Source organism: Phenylobacterium sp., assembly GCF_013911965.1.
In the GTDB taxonomy this organism is placed as follows: domain Bacteria; phylum Pseudomonadota; class Alphaproteobacteria; order Caulobacterales; family Caulobacteraceae; genus Phenylobacterium.
In genome coordinates, this window is record NZ_JACESE010000012.1 from 54313 (window position 1) to 74155 (window position 19843).

The following is a 19843-nucleotide window of genomic DNA, read 5'->3' on the forward strand; positions in this document are numbered from 1 at the left end:
CTCATTTCGACCATGTTTCCACCACGATCGGTGGCAATGTTGCGCGCCGCCGGGCAGAAGGCTGATCCACCGGCGCCGGCGACGCCCGGCTCGTCCCCAGATTGAGATCGATTGGACGGGCTCGCCTGCCCGTTTATGGTGCCCATGAGTAGGAATCGCGGAGCTTGGCCCATGAAGCGCATGGCCTTCCGGGCGGAAACCGTTTTCGCCGATCTCGCCATCGCAGGACTGGCCTTCATTTGCGCCTATCTGCTTTCGCCATCCGCTCTGCCCGATCTCGGTTTTGACGGCGAACCCTCGCTCAACCTCGTTCAGCTGACCGGGATCTACGCCGCCCTCGCCGGCGTCTTCACCGCCCTGTTCCGCCGCGAACTGTCCCCCTGGCGCTATGCTTCCATTCCCGACGCGCTCGTCATTGCGCGCATCGCCGCGCTGACGGCGATCGTCTTCCTGCTGACCGTCTGGGCGCTCGATCGGGCCAGCACCCTGCCCCGCTCGGCTCTGGCGCTCGCCGCCGTCTTCCAGGCCACGGGCTGTCTGGGCCTGCGCGTCCTTCGCCGGGCCGTCCACGAGCACGCCCTGGTCTCGACCATGGCGCCGTTCCGCGCCGCGCGCGAACGCGCCCAGGCCACGCCGCTGCTGCTGATCGGTCCGCCGGCGCTGGCCGACACCTATCTGCGCGACAGCGCCCGCGCCCACGACCGGCGCTACACCGCCGTCGGCATTGTCGGGGTCAACCCACGCGATGTCGGGCAGCAGGTGCGCGGCGTCTGCATCATCGAGAGCCTGGAAAAGCTCGACGACGCGCTCGCCGATCTGCGGCGCTGGAACCGCTATCCGCGTGCGGTGCTGTTCCTCGAGGAGCCGGCCAAGCTCAAAGGTCTGACGGCCGATCACCTCGGCCACTTCAAGGCCGACGGCGTGCGCATGCTGCGCCTGCCGAGCATCGTCGACCTGACCCAGGCCGAGCGCGTGCCGCTGATGCCCATCCGCGACATCAGCGTCGAGGAGCTGCTGGCCCGCGCCCCGATCGAGCTGGACTGCGGTCCGGTCGCCGACCTGATCCGCGGCCGTCGCGTCCTGATCACCGGCGCCGGCGGCAGCATCGGCAGCGAACTGGCCCGCCAGGTGGCCGGCTTCGGCTGCGGACACCTGTCGCTTCTCGACTGTTCGGAGACCGCCCTCTTCGAGATCGACCGCGAACTGGCTGAGACGCGGCCGGGCATGTCGCGCACCGCCGTCCTCTGCGACGTCCGTCACGCCGGCCGGCTGGACGCCGCCTTCGCCGCCCAGAAGCCGGATCTCGTCTTCCATGCCGCGGCGCTCAAGCATGTGGCCATGGTCGAGCGCCATCCGTGCGAAGGCGTGCTGACCAACGTCATCGGCACATGGAACGTGGCCGAGGCCGCGCGCGCCTGCGGGGCGGCGCAGATGGTGCTGATTTCCACCGACAAGGCGGTCGATCCCTCCAACGTCATGGGCGCGACCAAGCGGCTGGCCGAGGCGGTGATCCAGGCCCAGCAGTCGAGCGGCGCCGGCACCCGGTTCGCCGCGGTGCGCTTTGGCAATGTGCTGGCCTCGGCCGGTTCTGTGGTGCCGATCTTCAAGTCGCAAATCGAACGCGGCGGCCCGGTGACCATCACGCATCCGGACATGACCCGCTTCTTCATGACCATCCCGGAGGCCGCGCAACTGGTTCTTCACGCGACGGCGGCGAGCGCGGAGGACGCCGCCCAGACGCGCCTCTTCCTGCTGGAGATGGGCGAGCCGGTGCGGATCATGGACCTGGCCCGGCAGATGATCGCCCTTTCGGGCTGCACGCTCGGCAAGGACATTGAGATCGAGGTCACCGGCCTGCGGCCCGGCGAGAAGCTCACCGAGACCCTCCTCGACGAGACGGAGACGGCGACCCCGTGCGCGCCCAAGGTGATGCAGGTGATCTCCAACTCGGCCCTGCGCATCACGCCGGGTCACCTGCAGACGCTCGAAGCCCTGGCCGAGCAGGCCGACGCGGAGGGCGTGCGCACGGCGCTCTTCGAACTGGTCGGCCAGATCCGCGGTCAGCGCCCGGGCGGCGCGCCCAAGCTCAAGGTCGTCGCAGGCGGCTAAAGCCTGAGGGACGACCGATCACGCCGCCTGCGCGACGAAAAAGGGCGACCACACCGCGGCCGCCCTTTTCTTGTTTCACACCCTGCGGGTCCGGCGGACCGGACGGCGGTTCAGGCCTGCCCCGCCGCGGCCAGCCGGCGGCCCGGGCCGGAAAGGCCGATCCAGGCCACGTGTCGCATAACCCGGTCCACGGCGGCCTTGGCGGTGTCCTGACACGCATCCAGGCCTGAGGCTACGATTTCGCCGGCCTCGTCATAGACGCGCCAGGCCCAGCCCTTTTCATCGTGGCTCATGGAGTAGGCGAGCAGCGGCTCGGTCATTCCCAGACTCCCTTGCTGCATTGCAACATTATCCGACATCACACCGCTCAGGAACGGTCTGTGTCAACAAACGATCCCGCTCGCGCCGCAACAATGCCGTGATTGCTGCGCCGTTCACCACGCGCCTACTCCGCCGCCGCCACGGCTTGGCCGCGCAGCTCGCGCTCCAGCCGGGCCAGCAGCGCCTTCTGCTCGTCCCACAGCGCCTTGGGCAGCCGCTCGCCGAACTTCTCGTAGGCCGGGCCGATGAGTTCGGCCTCCTGCATCCAGATTTCGGGATCGACCGTGAGCAGCAGCTGAAGCTGCGCCTCGCTCAGGGACAGGCCGGAGAGGTCGAGGCTCTCCGCCGTCGGCAGCCGGCCGATGGGGGCGTCTACGGCTTCGGCGCGGCCGGCCAGGCGGTCGATGATCCACTTCAGCACACGGCTGTTTTCGCCAAAGCCCGGCCAGACGAACTTGCCCTTCTCGTCCTTGCGGAACCAGTTGACGAAGTAGATGCGCGGCAGCTTGGCCGGATCGGCCTTGGCGCCGACGTCGAGCCAGTGCTGGAAGTAGTCGCCCATGTTGTAGCCGCAGAAGGGCAGCATGGCGAAGGGATCGCGGCGCAGCTCGCCGATGGCGTTCTCGGCCGCGGCCGTGCCTTCGGAGGCGACGTTGGAAGCCATGAAGACGCCGTGACGCCAGTCGAAGGCCTCGGTGATCAGCGGCACGGCGCTGGCCCGGCGGCCGCCGAACAGGATGGCCGAGATCGGCACGCCGGCGGGATCTTCCCACTCCGGGGCGATCACCGGGCACTGGTCGGCCGGCACCGTGAAGCGGGCGTTGGGATGGGCGGCGGGCGTCTCGGACGCCGGCGTCCAGGGATTGCCGCGCCAGTCGGTCAGTTCCGGCGGCGGCTCGGCGGTCAGGCCCTCCCACCACACGTCGCCGTCGGGAGTCAGAGCCACATTGGTGAAGACGCAGTTGGCGTGCAGGGCGTCGATGGCGTTCTTGTTGGTCTCGACGCCCGTGCCGGGAGCCACGCCGAAGAAGCCGGCTTCGGGATTGACCGCATAGAGGCGGCCGTCTTCGCCGAAGCGCATCCAGCAGATATCGTCGCCGATGGTCTCGGCCTTCCAGCCGGCGAGCGTCGGCTGGAGCATGGCCATGTTGGTCTTGCCGCAGGCGCTGGGGAAGGCCGCGGCGATGTAGCGGACCTCGTTCTGCGGCGAGGTCAGCTTCAGGATGAGCATGTGCTCGGCCAGCCAGCCCTCGTCGCGGGCCATGACCGAGGCGATGCGCAGGGCGAAGCACTTTTTGCCCAAGAGGGCGTTGCCGCCGTAGCCCGAGCCGTAGGACCAGATCTCGCGCGTCTCGGGGAAGTGGACGATGTACTTCTCGTCGTTGCAGGGCCAGGCGACATCCTGCTCGCCGGGCGCCAGCGGCGCGCCGAGCGTGTGGACGGCCGGCACAAAAAAGCCGTCCTCGCCGAGCTGGTCGAGGGCGGACTTGCCCATCCGGGTCATGACGCGCATCGAGATGGCGACATAGGCGCTGTCGGTGATCTCCACGCCGATGGCGCTGATCTTCGAACCGAGCGGGCCCATGCAGAAGGGTACGACGTACATCGTCCGGCCCCGCATGCAGCCGTCGAACAGGCCCTCAAGCTTGGCGCGCATCTCGCCCGGCTCGGCCCAGTTGTTGGTCGGGCCGGCGTCGATCTCCTTGGCCGAGCAGATGAAGGTGCGGCTCTCGACACGGGCGACGTCGCGCGGGTCGGAGGCGGCGTAGAAGGAATTGGGACGCTTCTCAGGGTTGAGCCGCTTGAGCGTGCCGGCGGCGACCAGTTCCTCGGTCAGGCGGCTCCATTCGGCTTGCGAGCCGTCGCACCAGTAGACGCGGTCGGGCTTGGTGAGGGCGGCGATGTCCGCAACCCAGGATTTCAGCTGCGCATGGCCCGTGGGCGCGTCGTCCAAACCCGGCGTCTTGGTCGCTTCCGTCATGAGGGTCTCCATCACCTGGCCGTCAGCACGCGCGGCGAGCCGCCGCAGATGTCCGAATATGAACAAGTCCATAATGCGTGCGAGGCCAAGTGCAAACCATGCGCCGCAGCGAAAGTTCATTTCCTGCAGAGACGGCGCAGATGCGGCGCCCGCAGGACGAAGCTGAAGGGAATTCGGACCTTACGCCGCGGCGCCCTCCCCAGTTGGTCGCCCGCATGGCGACCGCTACGACCGCTTCCGGACAGCCGACAGCAAAGAGCCTGCGCCGGCGGCCACGGTGATGAGGGGAAGGCTCGCCAGCCAGACAAGTCCGAGGCCCATGAGTCGCCCCAGGGCGAGGACGCGCCCTGCAGGGTGGGACCGCCGCATCGCAAGGTGGGCCATGTTTTGATCGCCTGCCGCCCGAGATGACTTCCAGCCCCAGGAAAGGGTGAAGACACGGCCAAGCTCAAGGCTGGGCGTTCTCAGATCGGGCGTAAACCTGGCCAGACTGGGCGCCTGCCCAACCTTCGTCCCCTAGGGACGCCCGATGCTGACATACTGGAAGCCTTCCTGACGCATGTCGGCAGGCTTGTAGATATTCCGGAGGTCGACCAGCAGCGGGGTGGTCATGTCGGCCTTGAGGCGGTCGAGGTCGAGCGCCCGGAACTGGTCCCATTCGGTGATGATGACCACGGCCTCGGCGTCCTTGGCCACGGCGTAGGGATCGGCAGCGAAGTCGACGCCGGGCAGCAGGTGGCGGGCCTCCTTGTCGCCTTCGGGGTCGAAGGCGGTGACCTGGGCGCCCAGGGCCTGAAGGGCCGGGATGATGTCGAGGCTCGGCGCATCGCGCATGTCGTCGGTATTGGGTTTGAAGGTCAGGCCCAGCACGCCGATCTTCTTGCCCTTCACATCCCCGCCCATGGCCTGGACCACCTTGCGGGCCATGGCCTTCTTGCGCTGGTCGTTGACGCGGACGGTGGTCTCGATCAACTCCACCGGCGCGCCGAAGTCGGTGGCGGTGCGCACCAGGGCCAGCGTGTCCTTGGGGAAGCACGAGCCGCCATAGCCCGGGCCGGCGTTCAGGAACTTGCCGCCGATGCGGCCGTCCAGTCCGATGCCGCGGGCCACGTGCTGCACGTCGGCGCCCACCGCTTCGCAGAGGTCGGCCATCTCGTTGATGAAGGTGATCTTCATGGCCAGGAAGGCGTTGGCCGCATACTTGATCAGTTCGCTCGTCCGGCGGCCGGTGAAGACGATCGGCGTCTCGTTCAGAAAGAGCGGCCGGTAGAGCTCGCTCATCACCGGGCGGGCCCGCTCGTCCTCCAGCCCCACCACCACCCGGTCGGGCCGCTTGAAGTCCTCGATGGCCGCGCCTTCGCGCAGGAACTCCGGGTTGGAGACCACCGCGAACTGCGCATCGGGCCGGCGGGCCTTGATGATCTTCTCGATCTCATCGCCCGTGCCCACCGGGACGGTGGACTTGGTGACCACCACGGTGAAGCCGTCCATCAGGTCGGCGATCTCCTCGGCCGCCGCATAGACATAGGAGAGGTCCGCGTGCCCGTCGCCGCGCCGCGAGGGCGTGCCCACCGCGATGAACACCGCATCGGCCTCGCGCACCGCCTTGGCCGCCTCGGTCTCGAAGAACAGCCGCCCCGCCGCCACATTGCGCGCCACCAGCACGTCCAGCCCCGGCTCGTAGATCGGGATGCCGCCCGAGCGCAGCCGCTCGATCTTGCCCGCATCCTTGTCGATGCACGTCACCACATGGCCAAAATCGGCAAAGCAGGCCCCGCTCACGAGGCCCACATAACCGGTGCCGATCATCGCAACTTGCATCGACGCACCCCTCCTTCACCGGCCGATCATGGCCATCTCGGCGCTCCCTTTGGTCTGGGTTGCGCCCCCTGGCAAGGTGAAGCCTTGACCGGCGGACTCGGTTCAACGCCGACCACAGTCGGACCCGCGAATGATCACGGGCCCGCCGATCGGTCGGATCAGAAGAACCGTTCGGTGATGCGGATGGTGTCGCCGGGCGCCACGGGCGTTTGGGGGGTGAGCGGATATTCCCGCTCAAGCGAAGAGTCCGCCCGCTTGATGAACACTCGGCGGGTGTTGGCGCGATAGGTGAAGCCGCCGGCGGTGGCGACGGCGTTCAGCACCGAAAGCCCGTTGGTGTACGGGTACTCGCCCGGGGTCTCCACCTCGCCGAGGATATAGAAGGGCCGGTAGTTCAGGACCTCGACGCTTACGCGCGGGTCCTTCAGATAGCCGTCCTTCAGCACCGTCTCGATGGCGGTCTGGAATTCAGGAATGGTGAGCCCGGCGGCCTTCACCTCTCCCACGAGCGGCAGCGAGACATTTCCCGAGCCGCCGACGAAAAACTCCCCGGTCAGCGCCTCTTCGCCAAAGGTGATCACGCGGATCTTGTCGCCCGAGCCCATCCGGTAATCCGGCACGACACGAACCTCGGCGGCGCTCACATCTTGCGCCGCGACGCCTCCAGGCGCGGCCACCGCCCACAGCGTCACAGCCGCCAGGGCCAGCAGGGACATAACTCTCCGCATCTACTCCAAGCTCCGAAATTTATCCGTGTCCCTCAGGGACGCTTTCTACCGCAGCGCAACCAAACTGGAAACTCCCAAGCCTGGCGGCATGGATAACAAACTCGAAACACAACACTTACAAACAGTAAAATCTGAATTCACGCTGTCTCAAGGTTAAACTCAGCGAAAGCACGTTTGGTTGTAGAAATTACACCAAGAAACTACAGCAAGACTTAATCGGCTTCATCGTAAACGAGCACCACAATAACTCCAGAAGGGGGTGATGTGGTGGCGTCTAGAAAGACTCTATTTACCAGCGGCATTACAGTTATTGCCGCGTTTACTCTATCAGCCTGCGCGACCATGCCGGAGCCGAGCGCTCCGATGCGCCTCGGAGAAGCGGCGGCCCCGCCGACAGCGTTCCTGGAATTCTGCCAACGCCTTCCGTCCGAGTGCGGCGGAGCGCCCGCCGAGGTCGTGCGAACGGTCGCTACGACCGAGCTTGCTCAACGCAACGCCGCCGAGGCGCGCTTCGTCCAAGGCCGGAAGCGCAACAACCCGGTGGCGACGGCCGCTGTGGGCGTCCAGAGCGTCTCCTGGTCGCACGCCTTCGAGGAGGCGCGACGCCGGCGCGAAGCCCTGGCCGCGCCGCTGCCGGCGGCCCGCTATGACTGGTCGGCCCACTTCGCCGCGGCCCGCGCCGAGAAGTCCGACGCCGTCGCCCTGAAAGCTGATCGGTCTGCGTCAGGGTTGGAAGGCGGAGAGACCCTGGCGTGGAGCGGGAAAGTCGCGCCGGCGACCTTCCAGAACGCGGTCCTGCCCCTCACCTCGCCGTCGGAGGTCGCCCCGGCGCCGGCCATGACGCCGAGCCTTTGGTCCACCCTCAATCGGGTGAATGACAAGGTGAACCGGGCCATCGCGCGAAAGACCGACATCGCCCACTACGGCCGCATCGACTTCTGGACCACGCCGTTGGCGGAAGGCGTCGCCGCCGGCGACTGCGAAGACTATGTGCTGGAGAAGAAGCGCGCCCTGATAGAGTCCGGCCTGCCGGCCAGCGCCCTTTCCATCGCGGTCGTGACGACGAGCTGGGGCGAAGCCCACGCCGTCCTGCTCGTCGCCACCGACCAAGGCGAGTACGTCCTCGACAACACGACCCCTTGGATCGTGCCGTGGCGCAAGGCCAATCTGCGTTGGCACGAGCGGCAGGTCGCGGGCAGCGCCTTCCGCTGGGCCAATGTGGAGGACGGCCTTCCTCTCACCCTGGCCAGCCGGTCCTTGCCGGGCGGCGGTCGCTAAGTCTTAGTGCCGCAGCAGAGATTCGACGGAGACACGGCGTTGGCGGCGAGAAGGCGAAGCGGGGACGCCGAGACCGAGAGCGAGCGCGCTCGCCTTTGGCCGCCGCCGCAAGGCTTTGGCCTTGCGCTCGCCGCCATCGCCCTCGTCTTCGCCGGCCATCTCGCCTTTGGCGCCCTGCTCGCCATCCCGGCCCTGATCGGCGCAACGGCGTCGGCGGCCCTGCTGCTGGTCTGCCTGGCGACGCCGGCGCTGCGCCGCGACCTGCTGCGCATCCGGGGCCTGCTCGCGCCGGGGGGCCTGTTCCTGATCGTGATGGTCCTGGGGGGCCTCTCGCTCACCCCTTACGCCCCCGGGGGAGCGCACCCGGTCTGGGACTTCGTGGGCGTCCGACCTGGGGCGGCCACCATCGACCGGTCAGCGACCCTGCTCGAGCTGGCCAAGCTGCTCGGCCTTGCTTGCCTGTTCCTTGTCGGCGTCACCACCGGGGCGTCGGATGAACGCGCCCGTACGGCGGTCAACCTCTTCATACTGGCGGCCGCCGCCTTCGGGGCCTACGCCTTCATCGGGTTCGTAACCGGGAGCATCCATCAGAGCCAGAACGGCCGGCTTGAGGGGACGCTGATGAGCCCGAACACCGCCGGGACGTTTTTCGCGCTCGCCTCGGTGGTGGTGCTGGGTCCGCTGCTGCGCCGCCTCAGAGGGCGCTCGGCCGCAACGGCCCTGCAGGCCGCGCCGGGCTACTGGGCCGCACTCCTCATACTTCTGGCGTGCCTTCTGATGACCGCCTCGCGCGGCGCGGCGCTCGCCAGCGCCGCCGCCGTCGCCGCTCTGTTCGTGCTTCTCGCCTGGGCCGGACGCCTCAAATGGACGCGTGCGAGCCTGGTCCTCCTCGCCGGCGCCGTCGCCCTGGCGCTCGCCGTCGCCCTCTTCGGCGAAACGCTGATGGCACGCTTCACGCGCGTCGAAGAAGACGCCCTCTCGCGGGCGGACCTTTTCCGGCTGCACTGGAACGCCTTCCTCGCCTCGCCGTGGTCTGGCTACGGGCTCGGTACGTTCGACACCATCCATCGGACCCTGCTCGACAGCAGCTCGGTAGAGGCGCTCTGGCGGGTTCGAGCGACGCACAACGTCTATATTCAATGGCTTGAGGAGACCGGCGTGTTCATGGCCGCGGCCATGTTCGCCTGTATCGGCTTGATCATCTTGACGGCGAGCGTCCGCGGTCTGCGGCGAAGCCGCATGACGCAGATCCTTTTCGCCCTCATCGCAGCCGACATGGTCTTCATCGTTCATGGCCTGTCGGACTTCGCCTTGCAGACGCCATCGATGGCGATGATGTGGAGCTATCTGCTCGGGCTGCAGTTCGGTCTTTCGCAAGGATCGCAGAGATGAGCCGGGCGCGCGTGACGGTCCTGGCCTTGGCGGGCCTTCTGGCGACGACGACGGTGGCGCTGTGCGTCGCCCTGCTCATTTCGCAGGCGCCTTCCCGCAGGGGTGAGGCGCCCATTCGCCTGGCTGTGGCGGAAAACACCGCGGCCAACCGCGCGCTCGGCCTCACGCCGCCGGACTTTGCCGCGGCCCGCTCCGCCACCTGGCGCGCCTTGCGCCAATCGCCCTACGACCCCTCGGCCTGGCTGCGGCTCGCCTATATCGACGCCGCCGAAGACGGGCGACTGGATAAGGACGGCGCAGCGGCGTTCACCCGCTCCTACGAACTCCTGCCGTTCGATCAGTATGTGGCGGTTTGGCGTGTCGGCTTCGCCCTGGAGAACTGGCAGTCGCTGACGCCCGAGACCCGTGCCCGCGTCAGAGCCGAAGCTCTAGCATTCGCGCGCACAAGCCGGTATCGCGAGATGCGAACTACTCTTCTGGGGGTGACGAATCCAGTTGGGCGGCTGCCCGGGGTGCTTTGGGCGCAGCGGATGCGCGAAGAACGGGCGGCTCGGCTCAATCTGGGCGCGAAGTGAGCGTGCAGAAACGACACGTTACTAAACCTTCTATAGAATCCCCTTGAGAAACGGCGATGTCTGTGACTTTAAGTCACAAGGGCAATGTCGCCCGAAGAACATTTGAGGAGAGGCGCCATGAGCCTCAAGATGATCGGCATCAGCGCCGTTGCGCGCGCTCTCGCGTCGACCGCCGCCATCGGCGCCGTCGCCTTCACCGCCACGACGGCCGCGGCCCAGTTGAGCGCGACCCAGGAAGCGCAAGCCGCCGCCCTGGCCGAGTCCATCGCCGCTGCGGTGCAGCAAGCGCTCGCGGCCACCGCGGGTCAGCCGGCGGAAGCTCAGGAAGCCGCGGTCGAAGCCGCCATGGAGGCTGCGATCGCCGAGAGCGGCGTCGCGCCGGAAGTGGCCGCCGTGGCCCTGACCCAGGCCCAGGCGAGCCTCGCCCAAGCCGGCATTGCTTCGCCGGCGGTTTCGGCGGCCTTCGCCTCGACGCAACAGGCCGTCCAACTGGCGATGAACACGCCTGGCGCCGCCCCTGGCGCCACCGGCGGTCCGGCCGGCGGCACGGCGACCGGCGCCCCGCCGGCGGCGGGCGGCGGCGGCGGCGGCGGCGGCGTCGTCTATCCGTAATGCCACTTCGGGCGAGGCGCCGCGCCTCGCCCGTCTCCCATCCCATATCTGCGCGCCGCACCGGCGCGCCCTTCTGACCGAGGTGTCGACGTGACGGCGGACAAGCGAGTTCTTGCGGCCAGCGCAGCTGTGATTGCCGTGGCCGGCTTCTCCCAGGCGGCTGAAGCGCAAACGGTGCGGAGCGCGCTCAACCAGGGCGCCGACAGCAGCTTTGCGCGGGACCGTAACATCAGCGTTCGGCAGCGGCCGCGCGAAGGCTATGAGGCGATCGGAGTGCCGCTCGGCGCCTTCATGGCGTATCCGAAGCTGTCGCTGACAGCCGAGCACAACGACAACATTTACGCGACCAGCACCGGCGAGATCGACGACATGATCTGGCGCGTGCAGCCGGAGGTGAACATCACCTCCAACTGGTCCCGCCATCTTCTGTCCGCCTACGGACGGGCCACCATCAATCGCTTTCAGGACTTCGATTCCGAAGACACCGAGGACTACGCCCTCGGCGCCGCTGGCCGCCTCGACGTCCTGCGTTCAGCCACCGTCTCGGCCGGCGTGGACTGGGCTCAGCTGACCGAGCCCCGGACCTCGTCGAGCTCGCCGATCGCCTCGGAATCGCCGATCCAGTACGATCTCACCTCGGCGAGCCTGGCCGGCGTGCGCGAGTTCAACCGCCTCAAGCTCTCGGCCCGCTACGACTACCGCAAGTACGACTACGAGGATGGTCGCACCGCCGGCGGCGTTGTCGTGGAGCAGGACGATCGCGACCGCGACGTTCAGGCGATCACGGCTCGGGCCGATTATGCCGTCAGCCCGGCGACCGCTTTGTTCCTGGAACTGAGCAAGAACTGGCGCGAGTATGACCTCGCCCCGCCGGCGGTGACGCTGACGCGGGACTCCGAGGGCGTGCAAGCCCTGGTCGGCGCCAACTTCGAGCTTGGCGCCCTGACCCGCGGCGAAATCGGGGTCGGCTACATCAGCCAAGAGTTCGATGACCCGGCGTTCAACGACATCGACGGCCTCGGCGCCCGCGCCCAGGTCGAGTGGTTCCCGACGCAGCTGACGACCGTCACGCTGACGGGCTCGCGGACGGTGGAAGACAGCGGCATCGTGGGCTCGTCCGGCTACCTGTCGACCAATGTCGGCGCCCAGGTGGACCACGAGCTGATGCGCAACGTCATCCTCACCGGCCAGGTGGCCTACGGGAACGACGACTACGAGGGCATCGATCGCGAGGATGATCGCCTCACCGCCGGCCTGAGCGGCACCTATCTGCTCAATCGCCACGTGGGCGTGACGGTCGGCTACAGCTATTTCGACCAGGACTCCGCCGGCGCTGGCGGTGGGCAGGACTTCAAGGTCAACAAGGTCGGCGCGACCCTGACCCTGCAATTCTGATCCCACGGCGGCCGCGCTCGCGTGCGGCCGCCATCTTCCCGGCGTAGATCGGCCTATTCGTGGCCTCGGCTTTGCACCAAATGAGTCCAAAGCCAGTTTCGGGACATCAGTTCGATGAACGTACACAATCCACCGGCCGCTGATCCGATGACGGATGACGATGGCGGTCTGGGGGCGCAGCGCCGCATGGGCGGGGGCCTGGCCGAGCAGTTCGACCTGCGGCGTCTGGCGAACATGTTCCGCCGCCGCATGCGCCTCTTCGGCGCCGTGGCGCTGGTCGTCTTTGTGGCCGTGGTCCTCGTGACGCTGACCGCGACGCCGATGTACACGGCGACGGCCAATGTCATGCTCGACACCCGCCAAGAGCAGGTGGTGAACGTCGAGGCCGTGCTCTCCGGGCTCCCGGCCGACTCCAGCGTCGTCGACACCGAGGTGGAGATCCTCAAGTCCCGACGCCTGGCCGAACGCGTGGTCCACGCCCTGCAGCTGGACAAGGACCCCGAGTTCAATCCCGCCCTGCGGACCACCGGCCCGATCGGCGCGATCAAGGGCGCCATTTCCGGCGCCCTTTCGGCCCTGACGCCTGAAGAGGCGCAGGACGGCGCCGTCGCCGAGCAGAAGGCGCAGGAGCGCGTCGTCGACAACGTGCTTTCGCACCTGTCCGTCCGCCGCTCCGGCCTGACCTATGTGATCAATGTCTCGTTCGAGTCCGAGAGCCCGACGAAGGCGGCGACGATCGCCAACAAGTTCGCCGAACTCTACCTGCTTGAGCAGCTGGAGGCGAAGTTCGAGGCCACGCAGCAGGCGACCGAATGGTTGAATACGCGCCTGGACAGCCTGCGCGACCAGGTGCTGGCCGACGAGGCGGCCGTCCAGCAGTACAAGATCGCCAACAACCTCCTGAGCGCGGAGGGCGCGACCCTCACCGAACAGGAGATTTCGAGCTACAATCAAAGTTTGGCCGACGCCCGGGCCCAAGTGGCCGAAGATGAGGCGCGGCTCGCCACCGCACGCCGTCAACTCGCCAGCGGGTCGACGGGCGACGACGTGGGCGAGGCGCTCAGCTCGCCGGTGATCCAACAACTTCGGCAACAACGCGCCGAGGTGAGCTCAAAGGTCGCGGACCTCCAGGGCCGCTATGGTGAGCGCCACCCGGAAATGCTGACCGCCCGGCGGCAGCTGACCGACATCGACGCTCAGATCCAGGCCGAGATTCAGCGCATCATCTCCAATCTCGAGGCTCAGGTTCAGGTCTCGCGCCAGCGCGCCGCCGCCATCGCCGGCAGCCTATCGAATGCCCGCGGCACGCTCGCCGGCAACAACCAGGCCATGGTGCGCCTCAACGAACTCGAACGGACGGCCGAGGCCTCCCGCACCCTCTATGAGAGCTATCTGAACCGCTACAAGGAGACGAGCACGCAGCAGGGCATCGAACAGTCTGACGCCCGCGTGGTCTCCAACGCGACCATCCCGACGGGACAGAGCTCGCCGAAGGTTCCGCTGAACCTCGCGCTGGGCCTCGTCCTGGCCCTGGGCGCCGGCGTCGGCGCCGTCGTGCTCGCCGAGATGCTGGATGCCGGCCTGGCGACGGCTGAGGATGTCGAGCAGCGCCTGGATGTCTCCTATCTCGGCGCCATCCCCCTGCTCTCCTCCGTGGCCGAAGGTCGCGCAGGATCGCCAGTCGACTATGTGGTCGAGAAACCGCTCTCGAGTTTCGCCGAAGCCTTCCGGAACTTGCGCGCCTCGGTGATCTATTCGCGCCTCGGCGAGCCGGTGAACGTGGTGGCGGTGACCTCCGCCCTGCCCGGCGAAGGCAAGACGACGACGTCGGTCTGCCTCGCCCGGTCGGCCGCGCTGCAGGGCCACCGCGTGATCGTGGTCGACTGCGATCTTCGGCGTCGCTCGGTCAATCGCCTGATGGGCAAGGATCCGTCCATCGGCCTGATCGAAGTGCTGGCGGGCGAGGCCTCTCTCGACCAGGTGGTGGCCACCGACCCGGCGACGGGCATGCGCCTGCTGCCGCTGGCCAACACCAGTGTCACCGCGAGGGACGTGTTCGGCTCGCCGGCCATGGACCGGCTGCTCGACGAGCTGCGCCGCAACTACGATCTGGTGGTGCTGGACACCGCGCCGGTCCTGCCCGTGGCCGATACCCGGGTGCTGGCGCCCAAGGCCGACGCCGTGGTGTTCCTGGCGCGCTGGCGCAAGACGCCTCAGCACGCGATCGAAGCCGCCTTCCGGCAGCTGCTCGGAACGGGCGCCCATCTGGGCGGCGTGGCGCTCACCCAGGTCGACATGAAGCAGCAGTCGAAGTACGGCTACGGCGACCCGGGCTACTACTATGCGGAGTACAAGAAGTACTACGTCAGCTGAGCCTGAGGCCCGCGCCCTAACCCAAGGCGCGGGCGGTCAGCCGGACGAGCAGGGCCGCGGCGATCCAGAAGGACCCGCAGGTGACGACCACGAAGGCGGCGGTCCGGCGCCCGGACCATCGGTCCGGAACGCCCGCCTCGTCGAGAAGCGACCATTCCAGTTGTTCCTGCAGGCGGCGCGCGGGGCTCTCGCTGGCGGGATCGCCGTCGGCCGCGAGACGCGCGGGCGCCTTTGGAGCAGGTTGAGGTGAAAGAAGACGATCGCTCGCTTCTGCGGCTTCGAGTTTCGGCTTCGCGCCCATGTCCGGATCCTCCCGACAGTCCGGTGGGTGATATCAGGCGGCGCCTAACAAACCGTCTCCGCAGATCGCCGACTCGAACACGTCAGCTCACGCGGCGCGCCGATGGGCTCCTGTCTTGTTTTCGTCTTGTGCCCGACAAGATCGGCTGACGAGTCTGCCAGTAGAGTCCACCGGTTTGCTCAAGAGGCTCCCGCCCATGCAGAAGATCCTGGTCACCGGCGGCGCCGGCTATGTCGGCTCGCACACCTGCCTTAGGCTTTCAGAGGCCGGCTTCGAGCCGGTCGTCTATGATAATTTGAGCAACGGCCACGAAGCCTTCGTGCGCTGGGGCCCGTTCGAAAAGGGCGATATTCGCGACGCCAAGCGGCTCGACGACGTCTTCGCTCGTCATCAACCCGCCGCGGTCCTTCACTTCGCCGCCCTGATCGAGGTGGGCGAGTCGGTGAAGCATCCGGACCGCTTCTACGACAACAATGTCGCCGGCGCCCTTTGCCTGATCGAGGCCGCCCGGCGCGCCGGGGTCGATAAGCTGGTTTTCTCCTCGACCTGCGCCACCTACGGCGAACCGCGCCAGATCCCGATGGACGAAACCCATCCGCAGGCGCCGCTCAACCCCTATGGCCGCAGCAAGCTGATGGTGGAGCAGATCCTGCAGGACTTCGACCGCCATCTGGGATTCCGCTCGATCGTTCTGCGCTACTTCAACGCCGCGGGCGCCGATTTCGAGGGCCGGATCGGTGAGTGGCACGACCCCGAGACCCACGCCATCCCCCTCGCCATTCGCGCGGCCATGGGGGGCCAGGGCGGATTCAAGCTCTTCGGAACCGACTATCCCACCCGCGATGGAACCGCCGTGCGCGACTATATCCACGTCCTGGACCTAGCCGATGCGCACGTTCTTGCGCTTCGGCGCCTCCTCGCCGGCGGCGGCTCGGACGTCTTCAACCTGGGCACAGGCACGGGCTCGACGGTGGCGGAACTCATCAAGGCGATCGCAGATGTGTCCGGCCGGCCCTTCGAGGTCGAACGGGTCGCACGGCGGGAGGGCGACGCTCCGGCGCTGGTGGCCGACAACGGCAAGGCCGGCCGGGTCCTCGGCTGGCGGCCCCAATATGGGCTGGAAGCGATTCTTGAGAGCGCCTGGCGGTGGCACAGCTCCGGCCTGATCGCCGACAAGCCGCTTCAGACCGCCTGAGGCTGCTGAATTGTTGTTGCAGTGCACAGTTCGGGCGCCTAGCGGGGTGGCGCCCATGGCCACTGACGCAATAACTTCTCTCAACCATGCGATGAAACTGCTGGATGGCAGTAAATTCGCAGGGTAAAGACCGCGACAACCGTAAGGGGCTGCAGCGTGTATCTTTCCGGGACGAAGGACATCACACTCGAAAGCACGGCTCTAGGGGGCCTTGCCGGGGAGACGCGGCATTTCCACCGTGGGCGGATGAGGGGCGGCAAGAAGCTGAGCCTTGACCTCTGCCGAGTCCTCGACGTGATGATTGCGCTCGCCGTGCTGATCTTCGTCGCGCCGTTGATGCTGGTCATTGCGGGCCTCATCAAGATGCAGGACGGCGGCCCCGCACTCTTCGGCCACTCGCGCATCGGCCAGGGCGGCCGATCCTTCAAGTGCCTGAAGTTCCGCAGCATGGTCGTGGACGCCGAGGCGCGTCTCAACGCCCTGCTGGCCCGTGATCCGGAAGCCCGCCGGGAATGGGAAGCCGATCACAAGCTGCGCAAGGATCCGCGGATCACCGCGCTCGGCGCCTTCCTGCGTAAGTCGAGCCTCGATGAACTGCCGCAGCTCTTCAACGTGCTGAAGGGCGAGATGAGCCTGGTCGGGCCTCGCCCGATCGTCACCGCCGAGATCGTCCGCTACGGTCGCTGGTTCCCCTACTACTGCTCGGTGAAGCCGGGCGTGACGGGTCTTTGGCAGGTGAACGGACGTAACGACGTCTCTTACCGTCGGCGAGTGGCGCTGGATGTGCTCTTTGCCCGGACCAACGGTGTGCGCCGCTATCTCCAGATCATGAGCGCGACCATTCCGGCGGTCCTGCTACGCAGCGGGTCCTACTGAGCGCCGGCAGGGCGATACACCCACTCCATTTTGGCCGCCCTATACGAGGCCAGTTCTAAGTCGCCAGGGCGGGGGCCTGGTTTTCGATGTCTCAAGCTTACGATCTTGACGAGGACGCCCAGCTGGCCAGCCGGCTGGCGCACCAGGCTGGCGAACTCCTGCTGAAGGCCCGTGAACTGACAGAGATCACCGGCAAGCCGCTTGGGAGCCTGGGCGATGCGGTCGGCCAGCAGTTCCTCGCCGGCTCGCTGGCCGCCTTACGGCCGTACGACGCGGTCCTCTCGGAAGAAGCCGCTGACGATGTCGCCCGGCTGGAACGTTCGCGGGTCTGGATCATCGACCCGCTGGACGGCACGCGGGAGTACTCGGAGGGGCGCGCAGACTGGGCGATCCACGTCGCTCTCGCTGTCGATGGAACCGCCGTCGTCGGCGCCGTCGCCCTGCCCGCTCTGGGTCTGGTCCTCGACACAGCGGCGCCGCCGCAACTGCCTGAAATCCCGGGTCCTCTGAAGATCCTGGTCAGCCGCAGCCGCCCCCCTGAGGTCGCGACTCGAGCGGCGGAGTCTCTGGGCGCCGAGCTCGTCCCCATGGGCTCTGCCGGCGCCAAGACTATGGCCGTCGTCCGCGGCGAGGCCCATGCCTACGTCCATGCCGGCGGCCAATACGAGTGGGACTCCGCCGCACCCGTCGCCGTCGCCCAGGCCGCGGGCCTCCACGTCTCGCGCCTGGACGGCTCGCCTATGATCTACAATCAGCGCGACACCTATATGCCCGACCTCGTCGTCTGCCGGCCCGAAATCAAGGACCGCCTGATGGCGGTGCTGCGCGCATAGCCCTCAACGCTCCAGTTGGAAGTCCAAGAATGGCGTCGAAAAAGAAAGTCGCTCTCGTCACCGGCATCACGGGGCAGGACGGAACATATCTCGCAGAACTGCTTCTGGAGAAGGGCTACATCGTCCACGGTATCAAGCGTCGATCCTCTTCGTTTAACACGGGGCGCATCGAACACTTGTATCAGGATCCGCATGAGCCGGAGCAGCGGTTCATTTTGCACTACGGCGACATGACGGACTCAACGAACTTGATCCGGATTGTTCAGCAGACGCAGCCTGACGAGATTTACAACCTGGCGGCTCAGAGCCACGTCCAGGTTAGCTTTGAAACGCCAGAGTACACCTCGAACGCCGACGCCACAGGTGCGTTGCGTTTGCTCGAGGCGATCCGCATTCTTGGCATGGAGAAGACAACACGCTTCTACCAGGCGTCGACTTCTGAGCTCTACGGCAAGGTGCAGGAGGTCCCGCAAAGCGAGACCACGCCCTTCTATCCGCGCAGCCCATATGCAGCCGCAAAGCTCTACGCCTACTGGATCGTCGTGAACTACCGAGAGGCCTATGGGATGCACGCCTCGAACGGCATCCTGTTCAATCACGAAAGTCCGCTCCGCGGCGAAACCTTTGTGACGCGGAAGATCACGCGCGCCGTGGCTGCGATCCATCACGGCTTCCAGGACAAGCTCTACCTCGGAAATCTGGATGCCAAGCGCGACTGGGGACATGCTCGGGAATACGTCCGAGGCATGTGGCTCATGATGCAGCAGGACGAACCCGACGACTACGTACTGGCCACCGGCGAAACCACGCTTGTTCGTGACTTCGTCACCCACGCCTTTTCACAGATCGGAATCCAGATCGCCTGGGAGGGATCCGGTGTGGAGGAACGGGGGCGGGACGCCAAGACCGGCCGCGTGCTTGTCGAGGTCGATCCACGCTACTTCCGACCGACGGAGGTCGAACTGCTGATCGGCGATCCCACGAAGGCGCGAGAGAAGCTCGGCTGGTCTCATGAGACCAACTGGGCCGACCTTTGCGCCGAAATGGTCCAGCAGGACCTCGTCACCGTCGCCGCTGAGCGTCGCCGCAATGCCGACTGATCGGGGCTACAGCCTGAAGGGCAAGCGGGTCTGGGTCGCTGGCCATCGCGGAATGGTTGGCGGGGCGATTGTCCGGCGACTGGCGCGTGAGGACTGCGAAGTTCTCACAGCGCGCCGCGACGAACTCGACCTCATGGATCAGGTGAGCACTCGTCAGTGGGTCGCCGCCCAGCGGCCAGACTGTGTGTTCATGGCGGCCGCCAAGGTCGGCGGAATCCTCGCGAACGACACCTATCCCGCCGACTTTCTCTACGACAACCTGATGATTGCGGCGAACGTCACAGAGGCGGCGCATCGGGCAGATGTAGAGAAGCTGCTCTTTCTCGGCTCCAGTTGCATCTATCCGAAGCTCGCCCCCCAGCCGATCCCCGAGACAGCGCTGCTGACCGGGCCGCTGGAGCCCACCAACGAGTGGTACGCGATTGCGAAGATCGCAGGGATTAAGCTGGCCCAGGCCTACCGGCGCCAGTATGGGCGGGACTACATCTCCGCCATGCCGACGAACCTCTATGGGCCCGGCGACAACTTCGATCTGCAGAGCAGCCACGTGGTTCCGGCGCTGTTGCGTAAAGCGCACGACGCGAAGCAGGAGGGGCGGCAGGAGATCGTGATGTGGGGGACCGGTCAGGTGCGCCGCGAGTTCCTGCACGTCGACGACTGCGCCGACGCCCTGGTCCACCTCATGCAGGTCTATTCGGGAGACGAGCATGTGAATGTCGGCTCGGGTGAAGACGTCACCATCCTGGAGCTGACCCAGCTGGTCTGCGACATCGTCGGGTTTAAGGGCAAGATCGTCCACGACCTCTCGAAGCCTGATGGGACACCCCGAAAGCTGATGCTCGCCGACAAGCTGCGGGCCAGCGGGTGGGCTCCAAGCATCACCCTGGAGTCCGGCCTGGCGGAGACCTACGCTTGGTTCCTGTCTCAGGACGGCGTGGTGAAGGGCGCTTGAA

Annotated in this window: 17 protein-coding genes; 12 read left to right on the forward strand and 5 right to left on the reverse strand. The window is 66.8% G+C overall.

The features are described 5' to 3' along the window. The first annotated feature begins 171 nt into the window (after positions 1-171). Positions 172-2109 carry a polysaccharide biosynthesis protein gene (locus H2041_RS13200; RefSeq protein WP_293413318.1) on the forward strand — a complete coding sequence of 646 codons (1938 nt, stop codon included), beginning with the start codon at positions 172-174 and terminating at the stop codon, positions 2107-2109. A 110-nt stretch (positions 2110-2219) separates the two neighbouring features. On the opposite strand, the gene H2041_RS13205 is transcribed toward H2041_RS13200, so the two are convergent. The 4 genes from H2041_RS13205 to H2041_RS13220 all read right to left on the reverse strand — a co-directional run bounded on the left by H2041_RS13205 (position 2220) and on the right by H2041_RS13220 (position 6948). Then, positions 2220-2429: a hypothetical protein gene (locus H2041_RS13205; protein ID WP_293413320.1), complete on the reverse strand. Its 210-nt coding sequence runs from the start codon at positions 2427-2429 to the stop codon at positions 2220-2222. A 125-nt stretch (positions 2430-2554) separates the two neighbouring features. After that, positions 2555-4411, reverse strand: a complete 1857-nt coding sequence (locus H2041_RS13210; RefSeq protein ID WP_293413322.1) for a phosphoenolpyruvate carboxykinase (GTP) — start codon at positions 4409-4411, stop codon at positions 2555-2557. Positions 4412-4927: 516 nt separating this feature from the next. Further along, a complete protein-coding gene (locus H2041_RS13215; protein ID WP_293413323.1) occupies positions 4928-6232 on the reverse strand; it encodes a UDP-glucose/GDP-mannose dehydrogenase family protein in 1305 nt (434 codons plus the stop codon). A gap of 158 nt (positions 6233-6390) precedes the next feature. Beyond that, positions 6391-6948: a polysaccharide biosynthesis/export family protein gene (locus tag H2041_RS13220; protein ID WP_293413324.1), complete on the reverse strand. Its 558-nt coding sequence runs from the start codon at positions 6946-6948 to the stop codon at positions 6391-6393. 468 nt (positions 6949-7416) lie between these two features. Between H2041_RS13220 and H2041_RS13225 the strand changes: the two genes are divergently transcribed. The 6 genes from H2041_RS13225 to H2041_RS13250 all read left to right on the forward strand — a co-directional run bounded on the left by H2041_RS13225 (position 7417) and on the right by H2041_RS13250 (position 14585). Further along, complete coding sequence (locus H2041_RS13225) at positions 7417-8238, forward strand: transglutaminase-like cysteine peptidase (RefSeq protein WP_293413325.1); 822 nt, start codon at positions 7417-7419, stop codon at positions 8236-8238. A 39-nt stretch (positions 8239-8277) separates the two neighbouring features. Beyond that, on the forward strand, positions 8278-9630 hold the full coding sequence (locus H2041_RS13230; protein ID WP_293413327.1) for an O-antigen ligase: 1353 nt from the start codon (positions 8278-8280) through the stop codon (positions 9628-9630). Further along, the gene (locus H2041_RS13235) at positions 9627-10205 is read left to right on the forward strand and encodes a hypothetical protein (RefSeq protein ID WP_293413329.1); all 579 of its coding nucleotides are present in this window, start codon (positions 9627-9629) and stop codon (positions 10203-10205) included. The genes H2041_RS13230 and H2041_RS13235 overlap by 4 nt, the downstream gene beginning before the upstream one ends. A 117-nt stretch (positions 10206-10322) precedes the next feature. Further along, positions 10323-10817: a hypothetical protein gene (locus H2041_RS13240; protein WP_293413331.1), complete on the forward strand. Its 495-nt coding sequence runs from the start codon at positions 10323-10325 to the stop codon at positions 10815-10817. A gap of 138 nt (positions 10818-10955) precedes the next feature. Next, a complete protein-coding gene (locus H2041_RS13245) occupies positions 10956-12212 on the forward strand; it encodes an outer membrane beta-barrel protein (RefSeq protein ID WP_293413333.1) in 1257 nt (418 codons plus the stop codon). Positions 12213-12359: 147 nt separating this feature from the next. Then, complete coding sequence (locus H2041_RS13250; protein WP_293413335.1) at positions 12360-14585, forward strand: Wzz/FepE/Etk N-terminal domain-containing protein; 2226 nt, start codon at positions 12360-12362, stop codon at positions 14583-14585. A 16-nt stretch (positions 14586-14601) separates the two neighbouring features. Here the strand turns inward: H2041_RS13250 and H2041_RS13255 are convergent, their stop codons facing one another. Further along, positions 14602-14886 (reverse strand): hypothetical protein, encoded by a 285-nt coding sequence (locus tag H2041_RS13255; RefSeq protein ID WP_293413337.1) that lies wholly within the window; start codon positions 14884-14886, stop codon positions 14602-14604. A gap of 196 nt (positions 14887-15082) precedes the next feature. On the opposite strand from H2041_RS13255, the gene galE reads away from it, so the two are divergent. The 5 genes from galE (at position 15083) to H2041_RS13280 (ending at position 19842) form a co-directional block, all read left to right on the forward strand. Further along, positions 15083-16081, forward strand: a complete 999-nt coding sequence (gene galE, locus H2041_RS13260; protein ID WP_293413339.1) for a UDP-glucose 4-epimerase GalE — start codon at positions 15083-15085, stop codon at positions 16079-16081. A 246-nt stretch (positions 16082-16327) separates the two neighbouring features. Then, on the forward strand, positions 16328-16957 hold the full coding sequence (locus H2041_RS13265; protein WP_293413341.1) for a sugar transferase: 630 nt from the start codon (positions 16328-16330) through the stop codon (positions 16955-16957). Positions 16958-17043: 86 nt separating this feature from the next. After that, on the forward strand, positions 17044-17790 hold the full coding sequence (locus H2041_RS13270; RefSeq protein ID WP_293413342.1) for a 3'(2'),5'-bisphosphate nucleotidase CysQ: 747 nt from the start codon (positions 17044-17046) through the stop codon (positions 17788-17790). Positions 17791-17819: 29 nt separating this feature from the next. Next, complete coding sequence (gene gmd / locus H2041_RS13275; protein WP_293413344.1) at positions 17820-18890, forward strand: GDP-mannose 4,6-dehydratase; 1071 nt, start codon at positions 17820-17822, stop codon at positions 18888-18890. Next, entirely contained in the window at positions 18880-19842 is a 963-nt protein-coding gene (locus H2041_RS13280) for a GDP-L-fucose synthase (protein ID WP_293413345.1), read from the forward strand. Before gmd ends, H2041_RS13280 begins: the two co-directional genes overlap by 11 nt. Position 19843: the final 1 nt, after the last annotated feature.

Coding starts and splice junctions, on each gene's coding strand:
- H2041_RS13200 (WP_293413318.1), top strand. CDS start 172: ATGAAGCGCATGGCCTTCCGGGCGGAAACCGTTTTCGCCGATCTCGCC.
- H2041_RS13205 (WP_293413320.1), bottom strand. CDS start 2,429: ATGACCGAGCCGCTGCTCGCCTACTCCATGAGCCACGATGAAAAGGGC.
- H2041_RS13210 (WP_293413322.1), bottom strand. CDS start 4,411: ATGACGGAAGCGACCAAGACGCCGGGTTTGGACGACGCGCCCACGGGC.
- H2041_RS13215 (WP_293413323.1), bottom strand. CDS start 6,232: ATGCAAGTTGCGATGATCGGCACCGGTTATGTGGGCCTCGTGAGCGGG.
- H2041_RS13220 (WP_293413324.1), bottom strand. CDS start 6,948: ATGTCCCTGCTGGCCCTGGCGGCTGTGACGCTGTGGGCGGTGGCCGCG.
- H2041_RS13235 (WP_293413329.1), top strand. CDS start 9,627: ATGAGCCGGGCGCGCGTGACGGTCCTGGCCTTGGCGGGCCTTCTGGCG.
- H2041_RS13240 (WP_293413331.1), top strand. CDS start 10,323: ATGAGCCTCAAGATGATCGGCATCAGCGCCGTTGCGCGCGCTCTCGCG.
- H2041_RS13250 (WP_293413335.1), top strand. CDS start 12,360: ATGACGGATGACGATGGCGGTCTGGGGGCGCAGCGCCGCATGGGCGGG.
- H2041_RS13255 (WP_293413337.1), bottom strand. CDS start 14,886: ATGGGCGCGAAGCCGAAACTCGAAGCCGCAGAAGCGAGCGATCGTCTT.
- galE (WP_293413339.1), top strand. CDS start 15,083: ATGCAGAAGATCCTGGTCACCGGCGGCGCCGGCTATGTCGGCTCGCAC.
- H2041_RS13265 (WP_293413341.1), top strand. CDS start 16,328: ATGAGGGGCGGCAAGAAGCTGAGCCTTGACCTCTGCCGAGTCCTCGAC.
- H2041_RS13270 (WP_293413342.1), top strand. CDS start 17,044: ATGTCTCAAGCTTACGATCTTGACGAGGACGCCCAGCTGGCCAGCCGG.
- gmd (WP_293413344.1), top strand. CDS start 17,820: ATGGCGTCGAAAAAGAAAGTCGCTCTCGTCACCGGCATCACGGGGCAG.
- H2041_RS13280 (WP_293413345.1), top strand. CDS start 18,880: ATGCCGACTGATCGGGGCTACAGCCTGAAGGGCAAGCGGGTCTGGGTC.